This window comes from Pseudogemmobacter sp. W21_MBD1_M6, from assembly GCF_052119585.1.
Classification (GTDB): Bacteria; Pseudomonadota; Alphaproteobacteria; order Rhodobacterales; family Rhodobacteraceae; genus JBGQOJ01.
On sequence record NZ_JBGQOJ010000019.1, the window covers coordinates 31,220 to 42,889 of the forward strand.

Genomic DNA, 11,670 nt, shown 5'->3' on the forward strand with positions numbered 1-11,670 from the left:
ATCAGGGATTGTGTGGAACATGGATACGGTAATCGGGGTGATCGGCGGGTCGGGCGTATACGAAATCGACGGCCTGAAGGACGCCCGCTGGCAGACCGTCAGCAGCCCTTGGGGGGCACCATCGGATGACATTCTGACCGGCACGCTGGACGGGGTCAAAATGGCGTTTCTGCCCCGCCACGGTCGCGGCCATGTGCATTCGCCCAGCACCGTGCCCTACCGCGCGAATATCGATGCGTTGAAACGGCTTGGCGTGACGGATGTGATTTCCGTCTCGGCCTGCGGCTCGTTCCGCGAAGACATGGCGCCGGGTGATTTCGTCATCATCGATCAGTTCATCGACCGCACCTTTGCCCGCGAAAAGTCCTTTTTTGGCACGGGCTGCGTTGCCCATGTCAGTGTCGCGCATCCCACATGCCCGCGTCTGGGTGCCGCCTGTCTGGCCGCCGCGCAGGCGCAGGGGGTGACCGTGCACAGCGGCGGCACCTATCTGGCGATGGAAGGTCCGCAGTTCAGCACAATTGCGGAATCCAGACTGTACCGCGATGTCTGGGGCGCGGATGTGATCGGCATGACCAATATGCCAGAGGCGAAACTCGCCCGCGAGGCAGAGCTTTGCTATGCCAGTGTCGCCATGATCACCGACTATGACAGCTGGCACGACGATCATGGCGCGGTCGATATCGCACAGATCATCGCCACGCTGACCGGAAACGCGGGCCATGCGCGGGGGCTGGTGGCCCGGCTTCCGGCGCTGTTGGGCGGCACGCGCGCGCCCTGCCCGCATGGCTGCGATCGCGCGCTGGACCACGCGTTGATGACCGCCCCCGCCAAACGCGACCCCGCCCTGATGCAAAAACTTGACGCGGTCGCTGGCCGCATGATCGGACACTAAACCTATGAAAACCGTAAAAGACTATATCCGCACGATCCCCGACTTTCCGCATGAGGGGATCATGTTCCGCGATGTGACCACGCTGTTCGCCGATCCGCGCGGGTTCCGGATTACCGTCGACCAGATGCTGCATCCCTACGCCGGATTGCGCATCGACAAGGTCGTCGGGCTAGAGGCGCGCGGCTTTATCCTTGGCGGGGCGATTGCGCATCAGTTGTCCGTGGGGTTCGTGCCGATCCGCAAAAAGGGCAAACTGCCCGGTGCCGTGATTTCCGAAGACTATACGCTGGAATATGGCCAGGCCACCGTCGAGGTGCATGACGACGCGCTGCAAGCCGGTGAAAAGGTTCTTATGGTGGATGACCTGCTTGCGACAGGCGGAACAGCCGAGGCGGGGATCAAGCTGTGCGAACGTCTGGGAGCCGAGGTTATCGCCTGTTCCTTTGTCATCGATCTGCCCGATCTGGGCGGGCGCAAACGTCTGGAACGCCTTGGCATGAAAGTGCACGCGCTTTGCGCGTTTGAAGGCGCGTAAATCATTTGGCAATGGAATCGCTCTAGACAGATCACACCCGCTGATCACGGGCGTCTGCTTGCATAGACGAATGTCTGAGCGCCCTGCCTTCCCCCGGCAGGGCGTTTCGTTTTGGCAGGTCCGGGCCACGCGGTTCACATCGCGTTCAGTGTCTCAGCCCTTCGAATGGGTCAGTGACGGTCTGGATGCGGCAAGGGCGTCAACCACATCGCGGTTCAGGGACGGGGTGCGCCCCAAACACAGATCAGCCACCAGTTGCGACAGCGCAGGCGCTGTCTGCACGCCATAACCGCCCTGCCCCGCCAGCCATAGAAACCCGTCGGCATCCGGGGAAAATCCGGCAACTGGCGTCCGGTCCGCCACAAAACTGCGCATACCCGCCCATGAATGTTCGACGCGGGTCACGGGCACTGTGACCGCTTGTTCATACCGGTGAAGACCTTCGGCAAGGACCATGTCATCGGCCCAGACATCGTGCGGCTCGACCTCGTCCTCGTCTGCGGGAGAGATCATCAGCTTGCCGGCCTCTGGCTTTGCGTACCACTGCTCGGATGCGCTGGCGAACAGCGGCCAGCGGCTGATGTCATGCCCGTCCGGCGCAGGAATTAACGCAGCCGACCGGCGCAGGGCGCGAATGCCAACAGGCACCACACCTGCCAGCGCCGCAATCCGGTCGGCCCAACCACCCGCCGCATTGATCAAGACCGGTGCAAAGTAATCCTGCGTGTCGGTCTTGACGCGCCAGCCACCATCCTGTCGCGTGATGGATGTCACCCGCGCGCCCGTCACGATCTGCCCGCCCTTGGACCGCAGGTGTCTGGCAAAACCCTGAAGCATCCTGTCAACGTCGATATCCTGCGCATCCCATTCAATGACCGCACCCGCGATCGCGTCTTTGCGCAGGATCGGAACAATTTCGACCGCTTCGGCGGCGGTCAAGCGCTCCAGCCCCTCGCCGCCTTCAATATAGGCCTCGAGATCGCCAAGCTCTTCCTCGGTTGCGACCAGCATCTCGCCGCGCGGCGATAGCAGACTGCTGTCCGCGATGCCGTCGGGCTGCATCAGAAACCTGACAGAGGCCGCATTCAGCGCCCGCAAGGTTGCATTGCCGTAGTTGCGGATAAAAATCGCGGCGGACCTGCCGGTGGAATGGTGGCCGATCACCGGCTCGCCCTCCAGCACGGTCACTGTCGCATCCGCAGCGATCCGCGCGGCAACGCTGATGCCGGCAATGCCGCCACCGATGACCAGAACATCGCGGATCACCGTCGTCATGTCCGATACCCCGACAAAAAGCTGGTCAGGTTGGCACCAAGATCGTCGGAAAGATAGCCGCCCTCCTGCACAATAACCGATGGCAGCCCCGTCGCCGCAATCGCCTGCGCGATGCGGGCAAATCCGGGCGTCGTGACCTTGAACCCCTGAAACGGATCGTTTTCATGGGCGTCCAACCCAAGTGCAACCACCAGAACATCGGCCCCGAACATCTCGATCCGCGCCAATGCGGTTGTCAGAACCTCGAGGAATTGCGCGTCCGTGGTGCCACGCGGCATTGGCAGGTTCAGGTTGTATCCCAGCCCCTCGCCCGCGCCGCGCTCGTCGGCATGGCCCCAGAAAAACGGATAGAACCGGATCGGGTCGGCATGGATAGACACCGTCAAAACATCCCGGCGGTGATAGAAAATGCCCTGTGTGCCATTGCCGTGATGCACGTCGATATCCAGAATCGCCGGTCTGCGTCCGGCCTTCGACAAGGTCTCTGCCGCGATGGCAGAGTTGTTGAGAAAGCAGAACCCGCCCGCAAGATCGCCAAAGGCATGATGTCCGGGCGGGCGGCACAGCGCATAGGCCGCACGTTCGCCACCAAGAACCGCATCAACGCCACCAAGGGCCGTCTGCGCCGACCAGTAGGCCGCCTCCCATGTTCCGGCGGCAATCGGGCAGGCGGTATCGGCCTGATGGAACCCCGCCTGCCCCGCCGCCGATCGTGGATAGCTTGCCGTGCGCCTGTCCGGGTGGATGTTGGGGATCACCTCGTCCGAGGCCCCCTCGATCCTGCTCCACCTTGCGTGAATGGTGGACAGAAATGTCAGGTATTCCGGCGAATGGATCGCGGCAATCGGTCCCGTCCCATGATCGCGCGGCGCCTCGAATGCGCAACCCGCGGCGCGGGCGCCGTCCGATAACACCTCGATCCGGCGGGGTTGTTCGGGGTTTGGCAGGGGCTGCCCGTTCGCCATGAAATTCCTGGGGTCGTGGGCCCGCTGGCGGTCGTCGAATATTGCTTTCATAGGTCTCCTCCGACGGCGCTAAGCGCCGTACCTTCAAGGGTCATATAGATGTCACCCGGCAGTGTTGAAAAGCCGAGCCTCGTGTAAAACGCCACCGCGCGGGGGTTGTCCGCATAGACCGCCAGCCGCAGGAATCCCGCCGACCATTCCGCCTTTGCGCGGTCCCGCACCGCCCCCAACACTCGCGCACCAAGCCCTTGGCCGCGCAGCGCATCCTCCACCCAAAGATCCGACACATAGGCACCGGCCATGCCGCGGATGGTGGAATAAAGCGGCGAATAGACCGCCACACCGACCAAAGCGCCACCCATTTCCGCCAGTTCGGCGTAAAACGCGGGCACCGCGCCGAAGGCGGCCTGTGCCAGATCCGCGTCGCTTGTCCGGTGGGTGTCGCCCATTGTCGCCGACAGGTTTCGCAAGGCGGCATTCAATCGGGCAATATCCGCCGGCTGTGCCTGTCTGAAGACAACCTGCGCCACCTAGAACGCCACCGCAGCCAGCCCCTTCAGGCCAAGCATCGCGCGGGCCTCAGGGGGGGTCGCCACCTCGCGACCCAGGGCCTCGACGATGGAGCGGATCTTTTCCACCTGTTGCGCGTTCGATACCGCAAGCTGCCCGCGCGAGATATACAGGTTGTCCTCCAACCCGACGCGCACATGCCCCCCCATACCCGCCGCCATCGCCGCCATCGCCATTTGCTGGCGCCCCGCCGCAAGAACAGAGAATGTGTAGGTCGCACCGAACAGGGTATCGGCGGTTTTCTTCAGGTGGGTCAGGTGTTCGGGTTCTGCGGCAATCCCGCCCAGAACCCCCATGACGAACTGGATAAAGATCGGCGCGTCGATCAGGCCGCGATCGACGAAATGGCGCAGCATGTAAAGATGCCCGACATCATAGCATTCGAATTCGAACCGCGCGCCACGCTCTTGCCCCATCAGTCGCAGAACATTGGCTATATCGCGCGGGGTGTTCTTGAACACCAGATCGTCAGACGCCCGCAGGAACGGCTCTTCCCAGTCGTGCAGCCAGTCGGTGCGCTTGCCCAGCATCGGGTAAAGCGCAAAGTTCATTGTTCCCATGTTCAGCGAACACATTTCCGGTTCGGCCATCAGCGGCCCCGCCAGACGCTGTTCGATCGTCATGGTGGCGCTGCCGCCCGTCGTCAGGTTCACGATTGCATCGGTGCCCGCCTTTACCACGGGCAAAAACCCCATGAAATCGCGTGCCTCGGACGAAGGTTTTCCGGTTTGCGGATCGCGGGCATGCAGATGCAGAATAGCGGCCCCCGCCTCTGCCGCGTCAATCGCCTGTTCGGCAATCTGTGGCCCCGTGACCGGCAGGTGCGGCGACATCGACGGCGTGTGGATGGACCCGGTAATAGCGCAGGAAATGATAATCTTGGACATGGTCGTTCCCTTACCCGCACCGCGCAAGGACAAGTCCGGCTTTGGCCGCGAACTGGTCCAGTGCGATGGTCAGCTTCCCGATGATCTCCTCGACATGGTCTTCGGTCGCGATCATCGGCGGGCAGACAAGGAAATGATCGCCATCTATCCCGCCGCGCGTGCGGCGCGAGTAGATGATCAGCCCCTGCGCATAGGCGAGTTCGACCAATTCCACATAGGCCGACAATTCTTTCGGCAAAGGTGCCATCGTCCGCCGATCAGACACCAGCTCGAACGCAAGCAGCAACCCTTCGCCGCGCACATCCCCGATAAACGGGAACCGCTGCATCAGATCCCGCAGCCGGGATTTCAGCAGCCCGCCGATTGTTGCGGCGTTCTGCATCAGCCCGTCCGTCTCGATCACATCCAGCACGGCAAGACCGGCGGCACAGGCCAGCGGATTGCCCGCATAGGTATGGCCGTGCATGAACCCGCCCGCATCCAGAACCGGATTTACAAAACGCTCGTGGGCGATCATCGCCCCCAAAGGCGCATATCCCGCGCCGAACCCCTTGGAAATCGCGATTATGTCGGGTGCCACGCCCCAATGTTCGGCCCCCATAAACCGCCCCGTGCGCCCGCCGCCCGACATGACCTCGTCGTGGATCAGGATTACGCCATGCCGGTCGCAAATCTCGCGCACCGCCTGCATATAGCCCGCAGGCGGCACCAGCGCGCCGGTCGACGCGCCGCCGATGGGTTCCTGAATAAAGGCCAGAACGCTATCCGCGCCTTCCTCCAGAATTTTCGCCTCCAGCATGGCGGCATAATGCAGGCCGGTCGCGGGGTCATCCATATCCAGCCCATCAAGATAGGCGCGGGGGGCGGGGATTTTCGGCATCGCCTGCATCATCGGCTGGAACGGGTCGCAAAGGGGCGCATAGCCGGTCAGCGCCAGCGCACCCAAGGTTGATCCATGATAGCTGGGACTGCGCGAGATCACCTTCCAGCGCGACGCCTGACCGACCGTCACCGCATATTGGCGCGCCAGTTTGATGGCACTTTCAACGGCTTCGGACCCACCCGACACGAAAAACACTTTCTCCATGCCCTCGGGGGACAGGCCGGCCACCTTTTCGGCCAGATGCTCTCCGGGTTCGGATTCGAAATGCAGCCGGTAGCCGAAGGTTGATTTCTCCATTTGGCGGCGCATTGCCTCGATCACACGCGGGTCGGAATGGCCGATGTTGCTGACCATCGCCCCGGACGATCCATCCAGATAGCGGTTGCCGTCGACATCCCACATATAGACACCCTTGGCCTCGGCCAGCATCGGGCGGCGCGCGCGGGTCTGGTAGAACAAATGGCTTTTGCGGGTCATGTCGATTGCCTAACCGGAAGGGCGGAACAGTCTTTTGCCCTGAACCGCAACAAGACGTCTGCCCCCAGGGAAAACGGACGGTCCTCGATCATGTTGATCGCCTGCATCGTATGGTCGGCCACGCGCAGGAAATAACGGGCGGATTGCCCCTGATAATCCACGTTCTCGACGGTGGCCATGACCGAGAGGCGGCCATCGTCGGGCGCATCCGCAGGCAAAAGATGCAGCTTTTCCGCGCGGATCACCAATTTCGCCGGCCCCGCGCCCGCGATCTGCGGCGCACGGCTTCGGGGGATGGCCAATGGCGGAAAGCCTGCGATGTCCAGACCGATCTCGTCGCCCTGAAGGCCAAGACAAACGCCCGAAAGGATGTTCGACGCCCCCAGAAACTGCGCGATGAATTCCGACGCAGGGTTATTGTAGACCTCCTCGGGAGAGCCGACCTGTTCAACCCGCCCCTTTGACATCACGATGATCTGGTCCGACATTGCAAGGGCTTCGGTCTGGTCATGGGTCACGAACACAGTCGTTACGCCGATCCGTTGCTGGATGCGTTTCAGTTCTACCCGCATATCCTCGCGCAGGTTGGCATCCAGCGCGGACAGCGGTTCATCCAGCAACAAAACATCCGGCTCAATGACAATGGCGCGGGCAAGGGCGATGCGCTGCTGCTGCCCGCCCGACAGTTCTTTGGGATAGCGCGCGCCCAGATCGGGCAGTTGCACAAGGTCCAGCGCCTCTCTGACCTTGCGCTGCGTCTCGTCCTTGGAGATGTTCCTGTAGTTCAGGCCAAAGGCGATGTTTTCGGCCACGGTCTTGTGCGGAAACAGGGCGTAGTTCTGGAATACCAGCCCCAGATTGCGCTTGTGGATCGGCACATCGTTCATCCGGCGACCATTGATCGCAATCTCGCCTTCGGTCGGGTCCAGCAGACCCGCGATCATCCGCAGCGTCGTGGTCTTGCCGCAACCGGACGGCCCCAGAAGGGTCACAAAGCTGCCCTCGGCAATGTCCAGCGACATGCGGTGAACGGCGGTGAATGAACCGAACTTCTTGACGATATTGGTTAGGGATACTGCGCTCACGGCGGCCTGTCTCCGATAATGGAACGGGTGTCCCGACCCTGCACAACCGGCAGGATCGGGTGGTTTCAACGATCAGTATCCGCGCTGGACGCGGCTGAAGGTTTCCGACCATTCGGCCTCGTTGCCGTTCCAATAGCCGGGATTGGCAAAGGTCAGGCCGGACAGCGTGCCGGTCGGATCAAAGGCGGGTAGCTTTGGAATGGTGCTGCCCAGATCGACCTTGGTCGGGTCAAGCGCGGGGGGATAACCCTGCCCCTCGGCCACCGCGATAGAGGTGGCGGGATCAAGCATAAAGTTCAGAAGTTCCTCGCAGGCGGCCATCGGGCTGCCCTTCAGGACGAACAGACATTCCTGCCAGCCGAAACCGTTCGGCGGATCGTAGTAGCCGATGTCATGGCCCTGCTCCTGCAAGGCATAGATGCGGCCCGACCAGCCTTCGGTCACATAGATCTCCTCCTCTGCCAGAAGGCTCATCAGCTCGGCACCCGACGCCCAGTATTTCAGCGCCAGATCCCGGTGCGCGCGCACTGCATTCCAGACCGCCTCGATGTCGGTGATGTTGTTCGGGTCCTGATCGGTTTGCAGCGCGCCATACCAGATACGGGTCCGCCAATCGCTCCACCCGCCGATCTTGCCCTTGTAGGCCGCGTCGATCAGGATCTTCGCGCCCTTCTCTTTCATTTCCTCGTCCGAAATGTATTTGCGGTTATAGGCAAGGCCCGTGGTGCCGTAATCATAGGGAACCGCGCTAAGGCTGTCGGGGGTGACGGCGGCAAAGGCGTTGGTCAACGCGGGCATCACCAGTTTCATATTCGGGATATTGTCGAGGTTCAGTGCGCTGGCCAAGCCAAAGCTGTAATAGCGGGCATAGTCGAACACGCCCGACAGATGGGCAATGTTGTATTCCCCCTCTTTGCTGGCGCGGACCAGCGCAAGATATTCGTCGCCGCCCGGAAATGTGCCGTCGACAACGGTGATGCCGGTCTTTGCGGTGTAGGGATCAAAGGCATGCTTGCGGAACGCCTCGGACACGGTGCCGCCCCAGCCATCGAACCGCACCTGCGACACGGTCTGTGCGTTGGCGTATTTGGCAAAGGGTGTCTGCACACCATAGGCCACACCGGCAGCCCCGATCAGGCCAAGAAATTTTCGGCGGTCGATATCGCCGTTCTGAAAACGGTCGCGCAGGCGTTCATATCGTGTTGTATCATCCATGTTGCAGTCTCCATGTTGGTTGTGTTGGTGGTTCGGGCGGTTCATCCGCCGCTCGTTTTGTTCATGCGCCTGACAATCGACAGACCCAGCAAAGGCAACCCGACCGTCAACATGATAATGACTGTCCCCAAGGCGTTGATTTCGGGCGAGATCGAGTTGCGCAGCATCGAGAAAATCTGGGTCGGGACGGTTTCGATGCCGCCCGGTTTCCAGAACAATGTGCCGGTGATGTCGTCAAAGCTGATGGTAAAGGCAAACAACCCGCCCGCCGCAACCGCCGGCATCAACAAAGGCAGGGTGATCGTCAGAAACGTCTGGCGCGGCGATGCGCCAAGGCTAAGGGCGGCCTCTTCGACATCGCGCTTTATGCTGACCAGCCGCGCCTGCACCACAAGAATGACGAAGGGCAACGTGAAAATCACATGACCCATCAGCAGCAGGGTAAAGCTTTTGCCGATCTGAAGGAAATTCAGGAACAACAGCAAAGCGACCGCCAGAACGACCTCTGGCACAAGGATCGGCGCGATCAAAAGCGTGGTGATCAGATTGCGGCCCGGCACCTTGTATCTGACCAGCGCCAGACTGGCGAGAACCCCCAGTGTGGTCGAGATAATCGCCGTCATCAGGCCCAGCACGATAGAGGTGCGGAAGGCCCGCATGATCGTCTCGTTCTGCCACAGGGCCTCGAACCAGCGCGTTGACAGCCCGGTCATCGGAAAGCTGCCGAACTGGTTCGCATTGAAGGACAACAGCACGACAACCGCGATCGGCAGGAACATGAAGACATAGACAAGAACGGTGTAGATGCGGATCAAACCCCATCCGAAATTCGCGCGGCCCCCCATCATCCCAGCCCCTTTGCAAGCTGGGCCATGCCCAGATACCGGTTGTAGATCAGCACCAGAACACCCAGCACCATCAGCAACATCAGCGACAGGGCAGACCCCAGCGGCCAGTTCAGCTGCCGGATGATCGCCTCGAACACCAGATTGGCGAACATCGCGTCGCGCGGGCCACCCAGAACGATGGGCGTGATGTAGGTGCCCGCGCCCAGCACGAAACACAGCAGGCCACCGGCGGCCAGTCCCGGCAGCGACAGCGGCAGCGTGACTTGCAGGAATGCCTGCCAGCGCGTTGCCCCCAAAGACGCTGCCGCATCCTCCAGACTGGTGTCGATGCCATCAAGGCTGACGAAAATATTAAGCACCATGAAGGGCAGCAAGAAATGCGTCAGGCCCAGAATGACGGTGGTTTCATTGTAAAGCATCTGAATCGGGTCCGAGATGACACCGACCCAAAGCAGGGCAGAGTTCAGCGCACCAGATACCCCCAGAATGTTGATCCAGCTCATCGTGCGGATGATGTAGCTGATCCAGAACGGCAGCATCAGCATGATCAACAGGATCATCTTGTTGCCCCTCGATCGGGATATGAAATAGGCCGCCGGATACCCCAGCAGGGCACAGGCGATCGTCGTAATTGCCGAAATCTTCAGCGTGTTCAGCAAGATGTCGCGGTAAAAGCGGTCGGTCAGCGCCGCTTTCCAGTTGTCCAGAAAGAACCCCGGCGTATCGGCGCCCACGGCACTGCGCAGCCAGAACGAATAGACCACGATAAACAGCAGCGGCACGATCAACAGCAGGAACACGGCCGTCAAAGCCGGTGCCAACAGGATCCATGGCTGGCGTGCCTCGCGGGCTTCGATGCTCATAGGTGCAGACCTCTTCAAGACAGACAGCTTTGCATCGACCAGCATGGGGCGAGTCTTGATATTGATCCAATAGATAATTGATATTGTGGATATAGATGGTATCAATAGCCTATGAATCAGGAAACATCCGCCGAACGGCTGGCCCGCGAACTGGACTGGAATCTTTTGCGCACCTTTCTGGTGATTGCCACGTCACGGTCTATCACCGACGCCGCCGACCGCCTCACCCTGAAACAGCCCACGGTTTCAAGTGCGCTGAAACGGCTGGAAGATCGTCTGGGAAAGCAGTTGGTAGAGCGTAAACCGGGGCGGTTTGCCCTGACCGATGCCGGTAAACTGCTGTATGACGAGACGATAGACATTCACGGCGCGATCCTGCGGCTTGGAACGGTCATGCGGAATGTCGAGAACGAGGTTCAGGGGCTTGTCCGCATCGCCACAGCCAGCCACGTCGTCTGCCCGCTTCTTGACGCTGCCCTGTCGGACTTTCACGCCCGTCACCCCCGCGCCACCCTGTCGATCGAGGCGATGGCCAGCAAGGACGCCTTGGCCGCAGTCACCGCGCGCCGTGTGTCTTTTGCGGTCTGTCTGGTCAAGGATCTAAGCCCGCGCTTGGAATACCGGCGCCTGTTTCGCGAATACTTCGGCCTGTTCTGCGGCCCGACACACGCCTTGTTCGGCAAAACGGGGGTGACGATGGCGGATCTGGCGGGTCAGTCCTCGGTCAGTTTCATCACCGACCAGATGAATGACGCGCTGCGGGCTGTCACGCTGATGCGAACAGAGGCGCAGCTGGATGCACGGATCGTCGGAACCTCTCCCAATCTGGAGGAAGTGCGCCGGATGATCGTGGCGGGGCTTGGCATCGGGCCACTGCCCATCCATGTGGTGCGCGAAGATGTCGAGATGGGGCGATTGTGGCGCCTGCCACCGTTCGACGCCCCGCCCCATGTCGATGTGCATGTCGTCTGGAACCCCAACGCCCGCACGAATCGCGCCGAGGCGACGTTGCTTGCCGACCTTCTGGACAAGATCGAAACCACCCCGATGGAACAGCGCATCTATGCCTGACACGGGGCGTTTTTCCTGATGCAGCCAGTCGCCTGACCGCGCCCCCCGGTGTAAATGCCCATCTTCCACGCGCGACAGAAATCCGGGTTCGCGCAGGTGAT

At 61.2% G+C, this 11,670-nt stretch carries 12 protein-coding genes; 3 read left to right on the forward strand and 9 right to left on the reverse strand.

The genetic code is table 11. From position 1 onward, the window contains the following. Positions 1-19: 19 nt before the first annotated feature. Together ACEN2R_RS15965 and ACEN2R_RS15970 are read left to right on the forward strand one after the other, a co-directional pair. The gene (locus ACEN2R_RS15965) at positions 20-895 is read left to right on the forward strand and encodes an S-methyl-5'-thioadenosine phosphorylase (protein ID WP_442043672.1); all 876 of its coding nucleotides are present in this window, start codon (positions 20-22) and stop codon (positions 893-895) included. Positions 896-899: 4 nt separating this feature from the next. Continuing rightward, entirely contained in the window at positions 900-1,430 is a 531-nt protein-coding gene (locus tag ACEN2R_RS15970; RefSeq protein WP_442043673.1) for an adenine phosphoribosyltransferase, read from the forward strand. Between the two features lie 153 nt (positions 1,431-1,583). Here ACEN2R_RS15970 and ACEN2R_RS15975 read toward each other — a convergent pair whose 3' ends face one another. The 9 genes from ACEN2R_RS15975 to ACEN2R_RS16015 all read right to left on the reverse strand — a co-directional run bounded on the left by ACEN2R_RS15975 (position 1,584) and on the right by ACEN2R_RS16015 (position 10,498). After that, positions 1,584-2,705 (reverse strand): NAD(P)/FAD-dependent oxidoreductase, encoded by a 1,122-nt coding sequence (locus ACEN2R_RS15975; RefSeq protein ID WP_442043674.1) that lies wholly within the window; start codon positions 2,703-2,705, stop codon positions 1,584-1,586. Continuing rightward, entirely contained in the window at positions 2,702-3,721 is a 1,020-nt protein-coding gene (locus ACEN2R_RS15980) for a histone deacetylase family protein (RefSeq protein ID WP_442043675.1), read from the reverse strand. The genes ACEN2R_RS15975 and ACEN2R_RS15980 overlap by 4 nt, the downstream gene beginning before the upstream one ends. Further along, entirely contained in the window at positions 3,718-4,200 is a 483-nt protein-coding gene (locus tag ACEN2R_RS15985) for a GNAT family N-acetyltransferase (protein ID WP_442043676.1), read from the reverse strand. The genes ACEN2R_RS15980 and ACEN2R_RS15985 overlap by 4 nt, the downstream gene beginning before the upstream one ends. Beyond that, on the reverse strand, positions 4,201-5,127 hold the full coding sequence (locus ACEN2R_RS15990) for a 3-keto-5-aminohexanoate cleavage protein (protein ID WP_442043677.1): 927 nt from the start codon (positions 5,125-5,127) through the stop codon (positions 4,201-4,203). Between the two features lie 10 nt (positions 5,128-5,137). After that, positions 5,138-6,487 (reverse strand): aminotransferase family protein, encoded by a 1,350-nt coding sequence (locus tag ACEN2R_RS15995; protein ID WP_442043678.1) that lies wholly within the window; start codon positions 6,485-6,487, stop codon positions 5,138-5,140. Next, on the reverse strand, positions 6,484-7,572 hold the full coding sequence (locus ACEN2R_RS16000) for an ABC transporter ATP-binding protein (protein ID WP_442043679.1): 1,089 nt from the start codon (positions 7,570-7,572) through the stop codon (positions 6,484-6,486). The genes ACEN2R_RS15995 and ACEN2R_RS16000 overlap by 4 nt, the downstream gene beginning before the upstream one ends. Positions 7,573-7,644: 72 nt before the next feature. Next, entirely contained in the window at positions 7,645-8,787 is a 1,143-nt protein-coding gene (locus ACEN2R_RS16005; protein ID WP_442043680.1) for an extracellular solute-binding protein, read from the reverse strand. 41 nt (positions 8,788-8,828) lie between these two features. Continuing rightward, complete coding sequence (locus tag ACEN2R_RS16010; RefSeq protein ID WP_442043681.1) at positions 8,829-9,635, reverse strand: ABC transporter permease; 807 nt, start codon at positions 9,633-9,635, stop codon at positions 8,829-8,831. Further along, on the reverse strand, positions 9,632-10,498 hold the full coding sequence (locus ACEN2R_RS16015; RefSeq protein WP_442043682.1) for an ABC transporter permease: 867 nt from the start codon (positions 10,496-10,498) through the stop codon (positions 9,632-9,634). Before ACEN2R_RS16015 ends, ACEN2R_RS16010 begins: the two co-directional genes overlap by 4 nt. Positions 10,499-10,609: 111 nt before the next feature. On the opposite strand from ACEN2R_RS16015, the gene ACEN2R_RS16020 reads away from it, so the two are divergent. After that, positions 10,610-11,569, forward strand: a complete 960-nt coding sequence (locus ACEN2R_RS16020; protein ID WP_442043683.1) for a LysR family transcriptional regulator — start codon at positions 10,610-10,612, stop codon at positions 11,567-11,569. The last annotated feature ends 101 nt before the right edge of the window (positions 11,570-11,670 follow it).